Here is a 15,460-nt window from a genome sequence, read left to right on the forward strand (position 1 = left end):
AGCTTTTTTAGCAGCATATTTCTGGTCGTAGAATTATCAGCACCATTGTTTATAAATATTGAAAGGGGACAGATTGATTTTTCTATCACTGTCCGCTTCTGGCCGATAGCAGACGCTCGCAAAACCGCGTCGATCCAGGCTCGCCAAGCCCACCAGACTCCAAGTCCCGCTTCAAACGTCAATACTCAGCATAACTCAACAACTGCGATCGCTCCCAACAAACGCGGATGCCCCACCCAAAACTGAGTGGCGAAAGTTTCAGAAAAGTCCTAAGCACCTCTCCATTGCCTCATCCCACCATCCGCCCTACCCTGCCATCGCGCCGAAGAAACGCAACCACACAGCGGTCTACCGCCCCCGACAGATGCGGCTTCTGGAGCCTACGGTTACACTTCGCCTCCAGAAAATCTCTGTTATGTCGGGAGTGGGCTAATACAAGACCTGAAAGGGGAATATGTCCGGCCCTCTGTGTGGGGTTTCTTAGCTCCCGACACCCAGCCCTAAGAAGCTGCAATTACGCAGAGGTAAAGGAAATGCCTATTCATTGCACCCCCACCCTTTTCACCCGCCACAACCGCCCCCTCCACACCCTCTGGCTCGAATCCCAAGCCTGGTTCCACGCCCGCGACCTCGGCCGACTCATGGGCCGCTTCCTCGACGCTCACGCCGTACGCAAGCTCGACCCCGACCAATACCGCACCCTTACGCTCCTGCAATACGGCAAATACCTCGACACCTTGATGATCAGCGAATCCGGCGCTTACGCTCTGCTCGCCCAGCACTGCATCCCGGAGAACCGCAGCCTCCGACGCTGGCTCACCCATGAGGTGATTGCAGTGATTCGTGATGCCGAGCTGCTGGCTAGTGATTCAGTGCCGAGTTTGAGTGTGATGCAGTGGCCAGGGTTGCGGCTGAGTCTGTTGCAGTGGCAGAGCGAGAGTTGGATGCGGATGAGGGATTTACCGGTGGTGTTGGAGAGTGATGAGATTGATCGGGGCCGAGCTAAGCTGCGCGTACAGGCTGGTTGGCGGAAGGCTTCAGCGTGGCTGTTCATGTGAAGCTCGCAGGCGTGCCTGCAGCGGCTTATCCAGGTCTGCCCTACGACGAAGCCCTCGCATGGCGCTATGGTCATGTCGCTGAAATCGGTTTTCAGCGACATGACATGGGCGCATCGCCTCGGAAATGGCACCCATTCATGCGTACCACCCAGCGTCATGCAGCCTTGTGTGTTAGCTGTCGAGTTCGGTGCTGCGAGCTTGAGTTTGTTGTTGTTCCAAGGTGGTTAGCCGTTCGGTGAGGGCGCTGTGAACACGGTCGTAGGCGTCGCTGCCGAGCAACAGGCGTTTAGGCGCTGGGGTTGAGGCGGCTACGAGGATCATCTCGCGCGCCATTTTCTCGGGATCGCCTTTCAGCGCAAAAGCACCACTGGCCACCGCTCGGCGGACGTCCCCGGCTGGAGTCTGCTCATAAACGGCCATCGGCGATGGGCTGACCAGTGCAGCGCCGAAGTTGGTGCGGGTCGGGCCTGGCTCGACCAGAGTGAGCTGGATACCGAATGGCGCGACTTCCTGGGCAACGGCTTCGACGAAGCCTTCGATACCCCATTTGCTCGCGTGGTACAGGCTGAAGTTCGGATACGCCAACTGCCCGCCCTCGGATGACACTTGCAGGATCCGTCCACCGCCCTGCTCCCGCAGGTGTGGCAGGCAGGCGCGGATCAGTTGGATGGAGCCGATCAGGTTGGTTTGCAGTTGCTGTTCGATCTGTTCGTCGCTGACTTCTTCGGCGGCGCCGAACAGGGCATAGCCTGCGCTGCTGACTACTACGTCGATATGGCCGAGGTCGTTGAACGCTTGCTGGACTACTTGGCGAATGGCGGCGGGGTCGTTGACGTCCAGTGCGCCCAGCCACAGTTGTTCGCCGTATTGAGTTTGCAGTTCGCTCAACACGTCGGTGCGGCGCAAGGTGGCCGCTACTCGATCACCGCGTGCGAGCAACTGCTCGACCAGCGCGCGGCCTATGCCTGATGAACTGCCGGTTATCAGCCATGTGGTGCTCATGTTCGTGCCCTCTCGTGTTGGCTATCAGAACATCCACCCTAGCCTTCGAGCACTGCTGTTACTATCCGGTGAATCTCGGATGCACTGGTGAAATATCCCCATGAATAAACCGTCACCGTCTCTGGCCGAGCTCAACGCTTTGGCGTTGATCGTGTCCCATCGCAGCTTTCGCAAGGCGGCGAGTGAGTTGGGGCTGTCGGCGTCGACCTTGAGCCACATGATGCGCACGCTGGAGGCGAATCTGGGCGTACGGCTGCTTAACCGCACTACGCGCAGCGTCGCGCCTACGGCGGTGGGTGAGCGGCTGGTGGCGCGTCTCACGCCGTTGATGCGCGGCTTCGCGCTGGCGCTGGAGGAGCTCAACGAGTTCCGTGATTCGCCCAGTGGTGTGCTGCGCATCAGTGCCAGCGAGCCGGCGGCGCGGGTGCTGATGGAGCACGTGGTGCCGACGTTTCTGGAGCGTTACCCGAACATGGCGATCGATCTGAAGACCGATGGCCGGCTGATCGATATCGTCGCCGAAGGTTTCGATGCCGGCATTCGCCTGGGCGAGTCGGTGCCGCAGGACATGATTGCGGTGCGGCTGGCGCCGGATACCTGTTTCATGACCGTGGCATCGCCGGGCTATCTGGCTCGGCACGCGGCGCCGGTCACGCCGGATGATCTGCGTGAGCATCAGTGCATCTGCATTCGTATGCCCAGTGGCACGCCGTATCGCTGGGAGTTCGAGCAGCATGGGCAGCCGATGACTCTGGAGGTGTCGGGCAATCTTACGTTGGATAATTTGGAGATTATGGCGGACGCAGCAGCACGCGGGCTGGGGATTGCGTATTTGCCCGAGCATACGGCGGGGCGGTATCTGCGGGATGGGCAGCTGGTGCAGGTGCTGGAGGATTGGAGCCCACAGGTGCCGGGGTTGTTTTTGTATTACCCAGGGCATCGACATGTGCCGGGTGGGCTGCGGGCATTGATTGAGGTGGTGCATGAGTTGACTTGAGAGGCAGTACGCTGGGCGGGGGTGTCAGAAATTTTGTGTTCGGGCATAACATGAGTAAGAGGTGCATGTATGCCAACGGGGGTGTCAGAAATTTTGTGTTCGGGCATAACATGAGTAAGAGGTGCATGTATGCCAACCAAAAAGAAACCCGAGTTACGGAAGCTACCGAAAATCCCAAAAGAACTGCTTGAGCAGTTCAGCGAAGGGATGATGACCGCGGAAGCCATCGAGGACGCCTCTGCGGCGTTCAAGAAGGCTTTGATCGAGCGAGCTCTGGGTGCCGAACTCGGCCATCACCTGGGCTATCCGCCGGGCGCGCAGCGCCCCGAGGATGAGACCAACCAGCGCAATGGCAAAAGTGGCAAGACGGTTCTGACCGGAGATGGCCCCATCCGACTGGATATTCCGCGCGACCGGGACGGCAGTTTCGCGCCCATCCTGATCCCCAAACACGAGCGCCGTTATACCGGTTTTGACGACAAGATCATCGCCATGTATGCCCGTGGAATGACGGTCAGAGAAATCCGTGCATTCCTCTCCGAGCAGTACGGTACGGACGTTTCGCCCGACTTCATTAGCTCGGTAACCGACGAGGTCATGGCCGAGATCGGCGCATGGCAGCAGCGGCCTCTAGAGCCGATGTATCCGGTGATTTTCTTCGATGCCCTGCGGGTCAAGATCCGTGAAGAAGGGCTAGTTCGCAACAAGGCGATCTACTTGGCCTTAGGCGTTTTGCCCGACGGAACGCGCGATATCCTCGGCATCTGGATAGAAAATACCGAAGGCGCGAAGTTCTGGATGAAGGTTTTTAACGACCTCAAGACACGCGGCGTCGAAGACGTACTAATTGCCGTCACCGATGGCCTCAAAGGCATGCCAGAAGCCCTTGGAGCCGTGTTCCCGGATACGACATTGCAGACCTGTATCGTTCATCTGATCCGCAACAGCCTTGATTACGCGGCTTGGGATAAACGTCGCGAACTGGCGAAGGCGCTCAAACCGATCTATCAGGCGGTCACCGCCGAAGCGGCTGAGCAAGCCCTCGATGCGTTTGAAAACGGGCCATGGGGCAAGCAGTATCCAACAGTAGTGGCGGCTTGGCGTCGGGCTTGGGATCGAGTGATTCCATTCTTTGTTCCCGCCAGCGATCCGAAAAGTGATCTACACGACCAACGCCATCGAGAGCATCAACGCTCAGCTGCGCAAGATCATCAAGACCCGCGGCCACTTCCCGACCGATGATGCGGCGACGAAACTGATCTGGCTTGGGCTACGCAACATCACGGCAAACTGGGGCTCAGCGGCCCATGATTGGAAGAGTGCGATGAATCAATTCGCGATTCTGTACGGAGATCGATTTATCAGGCCGACCTGGTAAAAGCACGGCCTGCCTGGCGGCAGGCCGTTAACGCCCCGCACACAAAAAATCTGACAGTCCCCGCTGGGCTAATGACATACCCAACATACCCCAGCGCTACAGCTCAACGCAGAGGCGCCAAACTAAACCGCCCCTCCCCCAACGATCGCGCATCATTCCCCCTATCATCCCGCGCATCCAAATCCGCGCCCTTCGCCGCCAACGCCTCGAGAATATCCTTGCGCTGAAACAGCGCCGCATACATCGCCGCGGTTTGCCCCGAGTTATTACGCTCATCCGGCGCACAGTCTGCGCCGAGCAATCTATGGGCGATGCTCACTTCACCCTTGAAGATGGCGCCCATCAACGCAGTGTTGCCGCGCTTGTCCTGGCTACACGGGTTGGCGCCCGCTGCGAGCAACTGTTCCACGGCATCTTTATGGCCGTGATAAGCCGCCAGAATCAGTGCGGTGTAGCCGCTTTCATCGCGGCTGTCCAAATCATAATGAGCGTCGATGAACGCGCCCAAGCGGTCGGTACTGCCCGTGCGTGCGGCTTCAAAGTACAGTGCTCGAAGTTGCTGCCGGGTATCGGAAGGCGGTGTGTCATCGGCCAAGGCGACCGTTGCGACCATCATCGCCGAGCAGATCCAGGGAATGAAATAGCGCATTAGGTTTTGCTCCTGAAGATCACCGACCGTTGTTGCACGGCCGGTGATCGGATGCATCAGTCCTGCAGCTTGGCGGCCAACTGTTTGACCTTTTCCAAGTCGCCTTTGGCAACTTCGGTTACGCCTGTGCCATAGGCCGGATCGGCCTTGTACAGATACGACAGCATGATGTTTTTGCTCTCGGTATCGGTGTCAGCCAGAGAACCGCCGAAGCTGTTGACCAGGTCCTGCTGCTCCTTGGGCGAATAGGAGCGGTACAAGTCGCCCGCTTGTTTGAAGTTCTGCTCGCGCTGAATCTTCGCCTGTTGGGTAGTGCCGCTCAAAGCCGTTTGGCTATAACGCGCACTGTCGTCACTTGGGCGCGGCGCAAGACGGCTCGGCTCGTAGTTCACCCCACCGGTGGTATGGCCGCTGTTCAAGGCGCCATCCTGGTTACCGTTGTTGACGGCCACGCGAGGGCGGTTGATCGGCAGGCTCATGCCGTTGGCGCCCAGGCGGTACATCTGGGTATCGGCATACGAGAACACACGGCCTTGCAGCAGACGGTCTTCCGACGGTTCTATACCCGGCACCACGTTGGACGGTGCCATGGCAACCTGCTCGGTTTCCTGGAAGAAGTTGTCGACGTTCTTGTTCAGCACCATCTGCCCGATCTTCTGCTCCGGCACATCTGGCCAGATCTTGGTCGCGTCCAGCGGGTCGAACGCAAACTTGGCCAGGTCTTCAGGCTTGAGCACCTGGATGTACAAGTCCCACTTGGGGAAATCGCCCTTGTTGATTGCGCTGACCAGGTCATGGGTCATGTGCGCGTAGTCTTTGCCCTGGGTTTGCACAACCTGATCCGGGTCCAGATTCTTCAGACCTTGCAGGCTTTTCCAGTGAAACTTCACGTAGTGCACTTCGCCCTTGTCGTTGACGAACTTGTAGGCGTGCACGCCATTGCCGTCCATGAAGCGATAACCCGCAGGCGTGCCTTCATTGGAATACAGCAGCGTGAGGGTACGCGTCGCTTCCGGCACGTGGGAGAAGAAATCGAAACGACGGGAGTCGTCGTCGAGGTTGGTGCGCGGATCGGGTTTGAACGCGTGCACCATGTCTGGAAACTTGATCGCGTCACGAATGAAGAAGGTCGGGAAGTTATTGCCGACCAGATCCCAGTTGCCGTCCGCCGTATAGAACTTGGTCGCGAAACCACGTGGGTCGCGCAGCGTTTCCGGCGAGTGGTTGCCGTGGACGACCGACGAAAAGCGCACGAACACCGGTGTGTGGGTTCCTGGCGTGAACACCTTGGCCTTGGTCAACTCACTGATGTTGCTGGACGCGACGAACTCGCCATGTACGCCGGTGCCCCGGGCATGCACTACGCGCTCCGGAATGCGTTCGCGGTCGAAGCGCTGCAGTTTCTGCAACAGCTGAACGTCTTGAAGCAGCGCCGGCCCGTTGGGTCCGGCTGTCTGTGAATTCTGATTGTCGCCAACGGCGGCACCGTTGTCGCGGGTCAAAGTGTCGGCAAAAGCGGATGATGAGAATATGCCGATGGCCAATGCCGTGACCGCATACCCTGATAAGGTTCTGATTTTCATAGTGAATCCCTCACGCTTCTTATGTTATGAAGAAACCTTGAGGGTAACGGCAGCCACCAGCATGGCTAAATTGGAAGAGCCTATTGGCCCGATAGGCAAAGATGCCTGCCGGTGTTATTGGACGGACCCGTACCCCTAATCCGGTACCGCCTACGCCCGCAACCCATCCTCCGGCACGAATATCCACCCCTCCACCGGATCGATATCCGCCATCGGTTGAGCCAGCCACTGCGGCTTGTGCTCGAACGCCCACGCCAGCAGCGCGCAGGTCAGCGCATCCTGTGCATCGACATGTTCGAACCCCGGCACGAAACTTCGCGGCACACTCGCCTTCTCGACATGGAAAGGCACTCGCAAGGCCTCGATACACGCCGAGCGTTTGCATGCCGAGGGATAGGCTTCGATCGCTCGCAGCATCTGCCCGTCCGTCCATACGCCACAGGCTTCACGAATGGGTGCGAATCGCCCCAGCACATGCATGCCCTTGGTCGCCTGGCTTCCGATCATGTCCTTGATCGGCGACAGCGGATAAAGCCCGCGTTCGAACAGGAAATGCTCGGTGCGGCGGTGCAGGTAGGGATTGCTGGATGATTCGCCAACGGTGGGCACAGCGATGCCGCGGGTAATGAGGTCTATGAAAGGCCTGGAGAAGCCGAGCGGAGTGTCGATGCCGATGAGCACGCGTGGCGCCTGGTGAAGTGCCGGGGCTATTTCACACAGTCTCAACAGCCCATCAACGAATTGCTCGGTCGAACTTGCTTGGTTGATCGTCCGCCGCAGATTACCCCGCCACGGCTTGCCCACGAGTCGGCGCTCGGCGTTCAACACGACCAAGGCATCGCGGCTCGCCGGGTTTCGATCGCAATTCCACCCGCCTACGTCCCAGCCTACGAACAGTGTGGTGGGGTTTGGGTAAGTCATGGTGAACACTCACGTAAGTAGATTCGGGTTGCCATCGGGCATCCGCGTAGCACGGCGCCTCTCAGCAGGTTCCCCATACGGAACATCAGACGCAAAGTTAAGACAGTCCCCTCAACCCTCCACCTGCGCCAACGCCTGTGCCCGGCAGGTTTCCAGGATTTCGTCAGCCAGCGCGGAGTCATCCGGACAGGCTCTGGAAAGCATCAATGCGCCGACCAGATGCGCCAGTGCATTGATTCGTTCGGCCCGGGCGCTCTGCTGCGTGAGCTTGTCTGCATCGGGGTCAACGGGCGTCGCGTTGGCCAACAGCCGTTCCATTCCCTGCGCGAATACCGCTTTGATCTCTTCGGGCTGCCGTGCGGCATCGGCCGACAATGCGGCAAGGGTACAGCCATCACCGGGTGCGTCGCGGTGCTCGCGCGACAGGTAGCGCTCGATCAGCGTTGCACGTTCCGCCTCACCGGTGCTGGCTTCCATCTGCGCGAAACCACACGCCGCCGCCTCGCTCATGAGGTCTGCCTTGGAGCGAAAATGCTTGTAGAAACCACCGTGGGTAAAGCCAGCGGCTGCCATCAGATCAGCCACGCTCACACCGTCGTAACCCCGTTCGCGAAACAAGGTGGAGGCGGTTTCAACGATGTGCGCACGGTTGGCCTGCGCCTGTGCCTTGGAGACTTTCATGCCGGTGCCTGTGAAATAGAACCAGGGACCAGCATACATTGATGTTGATCAACATCAAAACGCTTGACCGTTTAGATTTCGATCATCATCATAAAAACGTCACTGCCCATCCTTGCCGCGCGTCTCTCCCAGGAATGAATCCCCATGAGCAATCTCCCTGCAGTACTGATCACCGGCGCCTCCAGCGGCATCGGCGCTACCTACGCACGACGCTTCGCCAGTCGTGGCCACGCGCTGGTGCTGGTAGCGCGCAATCGCGAACGCCTGGACGTCCTGGCTGCACAGTTACGCGAAGAAAGCGGCGTGAACGTCGATGTCATCCAGGCTGACCTCACCCGCGCTGAAGACCTTGCGCAAGTAGAACGACGCTTGACCGAAGATGCCAGCATTGGGGTCTTGATCAACAATGCCGGCGTAGGCCAATCAGGCGGCTTTTTGCAACAGCGCGTCACTGCTCTCGACAGCCTGCTGGCACTGAACGTCACCGCAGTGACCCGCTTGGCGGCAGCCATCGCTCCGCGCCTGATTCAAGCGGGCGCTGGAAATATCGTCAACGTCGGCTCGGTCGTAGGGCTCGCCCCGGAAATGCAAATGACCGTCTACGGCGCCACCAAAGCCTTCGTATTGTTCCTGTCCCAGGGCCTGCAGGCGGAACTGGGCCCCAAGGGCGTCTACGTGCAAGCCTTGCTGCCCGCAACCACCCGCACCGAGATCTGGCAGCACTCCGGGATCGATATTGCAACCTTGCCGGAAATCATGGAGGTGGATGATCTGGTAAACGCCGCCTTGGTGGGCTACGACCGTCGCGAGCTTGTGACCATTCCACCGCTGCACGTGGCCGAGCGTTGGGAAGCGTTGGAAGGTGCCCGTCGCCTTCTGCTTTCGGATCTACGCCAGGCAAGTCCAGCCGAGCGCTACCTGGCTTCTGCCCCTGTCGGGCAATAACCCATGAAAGCCTTCGTCATCGATCGTTACGGCAAACGTGTCATCGGCCGGATAGCTGACATGCCAGAGCCCACCTTGGCGGCCGACGATGTCCTGGTGCAGGTACACGCGGCGAGCGTCAATGCGCTGGACGTCAAGATTCGCAACGGCGAGTTCAGGCTCATCCTGCCCTACACCCTGCCGCTGATACTGGGCAATGATGTGGCAGGCACGGTGCTCGAAGTGGGTAAGAACGTCACCCGCTTCAAACCGGGCGACGATGTGTTCGCCCGGGTCCATCAAACGCGTATCGGCACGTTCGCCGAACGCATTGCCATCAATCAAACCTGTGTGGCCAACAAACCCGTCAACCTGACCATGGTCCAGGCGGCATCGCTGCCCCTGGTGGCATTGACTGCCTGGCAAGTACTGGTTGAAACCGCAAAAGTCACACCCGGCCAGAAGGTTCTGATTCACGCAGGATCCGGCGGTGTAGGCACGGTGGCGATACAGCTCGCCAAACACCTGGGTGCCTATGTCGCCGCTACCACCAGTACGGCCAATGTCGAGTGGGTGAAGGCCCTCGGAACCGACCAGGTGATCGACTACACGACTCAGCACTTCGTAGAGCAGCTTCACGATTACGACGTAGTGCTCAATAGCTTGGGACCAGACGTATTGGGCAAGTCAGTGAAGGTGTTGAAGCGTGGCGGCCGACTGATCTCGATCTCAGGCCCACCGACTGCGGAATTTGGCGCCAGACAAGGTCTTGGCTGGCCCTTGATACAAGTAATGCGTGCATTGAGCTACCGCATTCGCAGCCAGGTCAGGCAACGGGGCATGTCTTATGATTTCGTGTTCATGCGTGCGAGCGGCGGCCAACTCGGGGAGATAGCTTCACTCATTGAAGCCAGCGTCATCACGCCCGTAGTCGAGAAGGTCTATGCCTTCGAGGCCACTGCAGATGCCCTGGCCCATGTTCAAGACGGCCGCGCAAAGGGAAAGTGGTCATCCAACTGCAGCGCTCATAGCACCGTTTGGATCAGGTTGCGCATGAATGAAGTTTCTCGCAGTCAACGTTTTGCATATGGACCCATCAGGCGCAAGCGCTTAGGCTGACCCGTGCTCAGCCCGGTACGTTGGCCGGGCTGGACGCGATGCTTCTCATCTCATTCAAAGGACTTGAAATTCGTGAAAGCGCTAATCGTCATCGATGTACAACAAGGCCTGTTCCAAGCGGACCCAGCGCCGGCCTTCGCCGCTGAAGTCATTGAACGCATCAACACACTGACGGCACGTGCCAGAGCTGAAAACGTTCCGGTCATTTTCGTTCAGCATGAACTTGCCAGTGGCGAATTTTTGGTGCGCGGCAGTGAAAGCTGGAAAGTCGACAACCGGCTCGTGACAGCTGACACTGATCACTACGTCAGCAAGACCACGCCAGACTCTTTCCTCAGGACCGATCTTCAGCCGCTGTTGCAGCAAGCCGATATTTCACACCTGGTAGTGTGCGGCTATGCGACCGAGTTCTGTGTGGACACGACGATCCGTCGTGGCGCAGGCCTGGGTTACGAAATCACCTTGGTGAGCGACGCTCATACCACCCAGTCCAAGGCGGATGCCGATGCGGCGCAGATCATCGCTCACCATACCGCCACGCTGCCGAGCATCAAAAGCTTCGGTGTACGCATCCAGGCGCAGGAAACCGCAGCGGTCGATTTCGTCAGCTGACTGTGGGCACGTCTGCTGCCTTGGGTAAATAACTCGATCGCAGCTCAGCGGGACGTCCGTGCATTCAATTCGAATGTACGGATGCGCACAGCATCTGTACGAACCCTTCCCTGACCGGATGCCCATCAGTGCGCTTGTGGGTCAGCAGAAAGTTGTCCACGCTGTCGAACTCGAGTGCGTCACAGACAGCCAGTCCTTCGAGGGCGCGGTGGTTGCAGTAGACGCCCCTGGGAACCACCGCCATGCCTATGCCTTGCGCCACGCACGTCAGAATGCCCCCCCAACTTCCACATACCACCCATTCCACCCCTTGCAATGACTCCTCGCACCAAGCCTGCGCAACAGCGTGAAACGGACAACCCTCAGGCCACGCCAGGACTTTTCTATTGTTCAGATTCAAGGGTCCGTGTTGCAACCACGTCTGCGGATAAACCAGCACCGGTCGATCACCGGGTAATCTGCGGCTGACAAGTCTCGGGTTGGCCGTATCCATCGCCACCACTGCTACATCCAGCTTCCCGTCCAGAACGTGTTCTACAAGTTCTGGCCAGGTATCGGTAACGATCTCCAGGATAACCTGCGGATAGTCCCGCTCGAATGCTGCAGCGATGGCCGCAAGCCGCGTACTGACGAAGGAATCTATACCCCCTATCTTCAAAGTCCCGCCAAATGTTTTACTGTCGTTGAAACAAGACTGTGCCTCGCCAAAGGCCTGCAGTACTTTCTCTGCATGCATAAGCAGGTGTTTACCCGCAGCACTTAGTTCCACGCCCTTATCGCCTCTATTCAACAGGCAACATCCAACTTCGGCTTCCAAAGCCTTCATGCGCGCAGTGACATTCGATGGTACGCAGTGTACGGACTTGGCGGCCTTGACGATACTTCCCGCTTTGTAGATAGCGGTGAGCATGCGCAATTGCGAAATATCCATATACACCTCGAGTGAATCACTGATTCATTTTTTGTTGGTTGTGCGAGTCCCCTTGCCCGTGGATTCTACTGCCAATGCCAAGCTGATACCAAAAACCAAACGGCAACTTCGAAGCACTAGGTTACAAATAAGGAGCTGCGCATGTCAGGTTATTATGAAGAGATCACTAAACTTGCAACCTCTGTGCATCAGCACGGGGCGCTGAACAACGCGTTCTATGCACGTTGGATGGACGCACCCCTGCCTTTTGACGAGCTGGCCCTGTTTGCCAAGAATTATCTGGTAAGAACTTCACAAACGCCGACGATGATTGCATTGTCACTGCTGCACACCGACAACCTGTGCGCGCGTGTCGAGATCGCCAAGAATCTGTACTCAGAATATGGCTACGGCCAACCGCAAAAAGCACACATTCATATGCTCGAGAACTTCCTCACTGATCTACTCAGTCGAGTGGCTGTTGCCTACAAACCGGTGACCAAGCTGAGTGATGAGCTGATCCTGCCCAGTACCCGACAATTCATCGAGGAACAGCAAACCCTATACACCCGCCGCCCTGACGAGCGTGGCTGTCAGCGCATACTGGGGACACTGTTGGCTCAGGAATGGTTGGCCTTTTCCATGCTCACGCGCTTGTACGAAGGCGTGCGGCACTACCAGCACCTATACGCCTCAAACGACGAGTTCCACGAACACTGCGAGTACTTTTACGTGCATATCGGCAATGCCGAAAAGGAGCACAAGATACAGGCCATCCACGCTGCCACACTCGAATGCCGCAACGACGATGAATTTGCGGCGTTGGCAGATGGCTTCTACGACTTCATGACCCTTACCGATCAGTACTGGAATGGCATTGCCCATGCCATGGGGTATCGTCCCCGCTAAGGAGAGGCCTACCGACAGCCAGGCGTGGAATACCACGCCGGAAAAGACAAAACCCCTACCTGCTCACGCAGATAGGGGTTTCGAATTGAATCTTGACGATGACCTACTCTCACATGGGGAAACCCCACACTACCATCGGCGATGCATCGTTTCACTGCTGAGTTCGGGATGGGATCAGGTGGTTCCAATGCTCTATGGTCGTCAAGAAATTCTGTAGCCAGGATGCCCTTGGGAGGCACTCCAGCGAATCGGGTATGTGATGTTTGTAGGTTGTCTTGCTGCGAACTTTCGGTTCGTGTCATCTCCACAGTCACCGCAATCTGGTCGTTCGACACAAATTGCTTGGGTGTTATATGGTCAAGCCTCACGGGCAATTAGTATGGGTTAGCTCAACGCCTCACAGCGCTTACACACCCCACCTATCAACGTCGTAGTCTTCGACGGCCCTTCAGGGAACTCAAGGTTCCAGTGAGATCTCATCTTGAGGCAAGTTTCCCGCTTAGATGCTTTCAGCGGTTATCTTTCCCGAACATAGCTACCCGGCAATGCCACTGGCGTGACAACCGGAACACCAGAGGTTCGTCCACTCCGGTCCTCTCGTACTAGGAGCAGCCCCTCTCAAATCTCAAACGTCCACGGCAGATAGGGACCGAACTGTCTCACGACGTTCTAAACCCAGCTCGCGTACCACTTTAAATGGCGAACAGCCATACCCTTGGGACCGGCTTCAGCCCCAGGATGTGATGAGCCGACATCGAGGTGCCAAACACCGCCGTCGATATGAACTCTTGGGCGGTATCAGCCTGTTATCCCCGGAGTACCTTTTATCCGTTGAGCGATGGCCCTTCCATACAGAACCACCGGATCACTAAGACCTACTTTCGTACCTGCTCGACGTGTCTGTCTCGCAGTCAAGCGCGCTTTTGCCTTTATACTCTACGACCGATTTCCGACCGGTCTGAGCGCACCTTCGTACTCCTCCGTTACTCTTTAGGAGGAGACCGCCCCAGTCAAACTACCCACCATACACTGTCCTCGATCCGGATAACGGACCTGAGTTAGAACCTCAAAGTTGCCAGGGTGGTATTTCAAGGTTGGCTCCACGCAGACTGGCGTCCACGCTTCAAAGCCTCCCACCTATCCTACACAAGCAAATTCAAAGTCCAGTGCAAAGCTATAGTAAAGGTTCACGGGGTCTTTCCGTCTAGCCGCGGATACACTGCATCTTCACAGCGATTTCAATTTCACTGAGTCTCGGGTGGAGACAGCGCCGCCATCGTTACGCCATTCGTGCAGGTCGGAACTTACCCGACAAGGAATTTCGCTACCTTAGGACCGTTATAGTTACGGCCGCCGTTTACCGGGGCTTCGATCAAGAGCTTCGCTTGCGCTAACCCCATCAATTAACCTTCCGGCACCGGGCAGGCGTCACACCCTATACGTCCACTTTCGTGTTTGCAGAGTGCTGTGTTTTTAATAAACAGTCGCAGCGGCCTGGTATCTTCGACCGGCATGAGCTTACGGAGCAAGTCCTTCACCCTCACCGGCGCACCTTCTCCCGAAGTTACGGTGCCATTTTGCCTAGTTCCTTCACCCGAGTTCTCTCAAGCGCCTTGGTATTCTCTACCCAACCACCTGTGTCGGTTTGGGGTACGGTTCCTGGTTACCTGAAGCTTAGAAGCTTTTCTTGGAAGCATGGCATCAACCACTTCGTCGTCTAAAAGACAACTCGTCATCAGCTCTCGGCCTTAAGATCCCGGATTTACCTAAGATCTCAGCCTACCACCTTAAACTTGGACAACCAACGCCAAGCTGGCCTAGCCTTCTCCGTCCCTCCATCGCAATAACCAGAAGTACAGGAATATTAACCTGTTTTCCATCGACTACGCTTTTCAGCCTCGCCTTAGGGACCGACTAACCCTGCGTCGATTAACGTTGCGCAGGAAACCTTGGTCTTTCGGCGTGGGTGTTTTTCACACCCATTGTCGTTACTCATGTCAGCATTCGCACTTCTGATACCTCCAGCAAGCTTCTCAACTCACCTTCACAGGCTTACAGAACGCTCCTCTACCGCATCATCCTAAGATGATACCCGTAGCTTCGGTACCTGGTTTGAGCCCCGTTACATCTTCCGCGCAGGCCGACTCGACTAGTGAGCTATTACGCTTTCTTTAAAGGGTGGCTGTTTCTAAGCCAACCTCCTAGCTGTCTAAGCCTTCCCACATCGTTTCCCACTTAACCAGGATTTTGGGACCTTAGCTGACGGTCTGGGTTGTTTCCCTTTTCACGACGGACGTTAGCACCCGCCGTGTGTCTCCCATGCTCGGCACTTGTAGGTATTCGGAGTTTGCATCGGTTTGGTAAGTCGGGATGACCCCCTAGCCGAAACAGTGCTCTACCCCCCTACAGTGATACATGAGGCGCTACCTAAATAGCTTTCGAGGAGAACCAGCTATCTCCGAGCTTGATTAGCCTTTCACTCTGATCCACAGGTCATCCGCTAACTTTTCAACGGTAGTCGGTTCGGTCCTCCAGTTAGTGTTACCCAACCTTCAACCTGCCCATGGATAGATCGCCCGGTTTCGGGTCTATACCCAGCGACTAAACGCGCTATTAACACTCGCTTTCGCTACGCCTCCCCTATTCGGTTAAGCTCGCCACTGAATATAAGTCGCTGACCCATTATACAAAAGGTACGCAGTCACCCAACAAAGTAG

The 15,460-nt window shown here is 57.1% G+C and carries 12 protein-coding genes, 2 rRNA genes and 1 pseudogene (1 of these 15 cut by a window edge); 7 read left to right on the forward strand and 8 right to left on the reverse strand.

The genetic code is table 11. From position 1 onward, the window contains the following. Positions 1 to 533 precede the first annotated feature (533 nt). The gene (locus tag ONG87_RS16000) at positions 534 to 1,058 is read left to right on the forward strand and encodes a Bro-N domain-containing protein (protein WP_264381627.1); all 525 of its coding nucleotides are present in this window, start codon (positions 534 to 536) and stop codon (positions 1,056 to 1,058) included. A 171-nt stretch (positions 1,059 to 1,229) separates the two neighbouring features. Here ONG87_RS16000 and ONG87_RS16005 read toward each other — a convergent pair whose 3' ends face one another. Next, complete coding sequence (locus ONG87_RS16005) at positions 1,230 to 2,060, reverse strand: SDR family oxidoreductase (protein WP_264381628.1); 831 nt, start codon at positions 2,058 to 2,060, stop codon at positions 1,230 to 1,232. A 100-nt stretch (positions 2,061 to 2,160) separates the two neighbouring features. On the opposite strand from ONG87_RS16005, the gene ONG87_RS16010 reads away from it, so the two are divergent. After that, complete coding sequence (locus ONG87_RS16010; RefSeq protein ID WP_264381629.1) at positions 2,161 to 3,057, forward strand: LysR family transcriptional regulator; 897 nt, start codon at positions 2,161 to 2,163, stop codon at positions 3,055 to 3,057. Positions 3,058 to 3,186: 129 nt separating this feature from the next. Beyond that, positions 3,187 to 4,435 (forward strand): annotated as a pseudogene (locus ONG87_RS16015) (IS256 family transposase). Positions 4,436 to 4,538: 103 nt separating this feature from the next. Here the strand turns inward: ONG87_RS16015 and ONG87_RS16020 are convergent. The 4 genes from ONG87_RS16020 to ONG87_RS16035 all read right to left on the reverse strand — a co-directional run bounded on the left by ONG87_RS16020 (position 4,539) and on the right by ONG87_RS16035 (position 8,269). Then, entirely contained in the window at positions 4,539 to 5,051 is a 513-nt protein-coding gene (locus ONG87_RS16020) for an ankyrin repeat domain-containing protein (protein WP_264382872.1), read from the reverse strand. A gap of 89 nt (positions 5,052 to 5,140) precedes the next feature. Next, positions 5,141 to 6,667: a catalase KatB gene (gene katB / locus ONG87_RS16025; protein ID WP_264381630.1), complete on the reverse strand. Its 1,527-nt coding sequence runs from the start codon at positions 6,665 to 6,667 to the stop codon at positions 5,141 to 5,143. Positions 6,668 to 6,817: 150 nt separating this feature from the next. Then, on the reverse strand, positions 6,818 to 7,495 hold the full coding sequence (locus ONG87_RS16030) for a hypothetical protein (protein WP_264382873.1): 678 nt from the start codon (positions 7,493 to 7,495) through the stop codon (positions 6,818 to 6,820). Between the two features lie 204 nt (positions 7,496 to 7,699). Further along, a complete protein-coding gene (locus tag ONG87_RS16035) occupies positions 7,700 to 8,269 on the reverse strand; it encodes a TetR/AcrR family transcriptional regulator (RefSeq protein ID WP_264381631.1) in 570 nt (189 codons plus the stop codon). 144 nt (positions 8,270 to 8,413) lie between these two features. Between ONG87_RS16035 and ONG87_RS16040 the strand changes: the two genes are divergently transcribed. The 3 genes from ONG87_RS16040 to ONG87_RS16050 all read left to right on the forward strand — a co-directional run bounded on the left by ONG87_RS16040 (position 8,414) and on the right by ONG87_RS16050 (position 10,924). Next, entirely contained in the window at positions 8,414 to 9,214 is an 801-nt protein-coding gene (locus tag ONG87_RS16040) for an SDR family oxidoreductase (protein ID WP_264381632.1), read from the forward strand. Between the two features lie 3 nt (positions 9,215 to 9,217). Then, positions 9,218 to 10,312 (forward strand): NADP-dependent oxidoreductase, encoded by a 1,095-nt coding sequence (locus ONG87_RS16045; protein WP_264381633.1) that lies wholly within the window; start codon positions 9,218 to 9,220, stop codon positions 10,310 to 10,312. 72 nt (positions 10,313 to 10,384) lie between these two features. Beyond that, entirely contained in the window at positions 10,385 to 10,924 is a 540-nt protein-coding gene (locus ONG87_RS16050; RefSeq protein ID WP_264381634.1) for a cysteine hydrolase family protein, read from the forward strand. Between the two features lie 64 nt (positions 10,925 to 10,988). Here ONG87_RS16050 and ONG87_RS16055 read toward each other — a convergent pair whose 3' ends face one another. After that, positions 10,989 to 11,855, reverse strand: a complete 867-nt coding sequence (locus ONG87_RS16055) for a LysR family transcriptional regulator (RefSeq protein ID WP_192138144.1) — start codon at positions 11,853 to 11,855, stop codon at positions 10,989 to 10,991. Positions 11,856 to 11,996: 141 nt separating this feature from the next. Here ONG87_RS16055 and ONG87_RS16060 point away from each other — a divergent pair, with 141 nt between their 5' ends. Next, a complete protein-coding gene (locus tag ONG87_RS16060) occupies positions 11,997 to 12,743 on the forward strand; it encodes an iron-containing redox enzyme family protein (RefSeq protein ID WP_264381635.1) in 747 nt (248 codons plus the stop codon). Positions 12,744 to 12,833: 90 nt separating this feature from the next. Here ONG87_RS16060 and rrf read toward each other — a convergent pair. Beyond that, positions 12,834 to 12,949: ribosomal RNA gene (gene rrf, locus ONG87_RS16065) — 5S ribosomal RNA — on the reverse strand. A 147-nt stretch (positions 12,950 to 13,096) separates the two neighbouring features. After that, positions 13,097 to 15,460 (reverse strand): 23S ribosomal RNA (locus tag ONG87_RS16070); it runs 531 nt beyond the window's last position.

It is taken from the genome of Pseudomonas sp. MM227 (assembly GCF_947090715.1).
GTDB lineage: Bacteria > Pseudomonadota > Gammaproteobacteria > Pseudomonadales > Pseudomonadaceae > Aquipseudomonas > Aquipseudomonas baltica.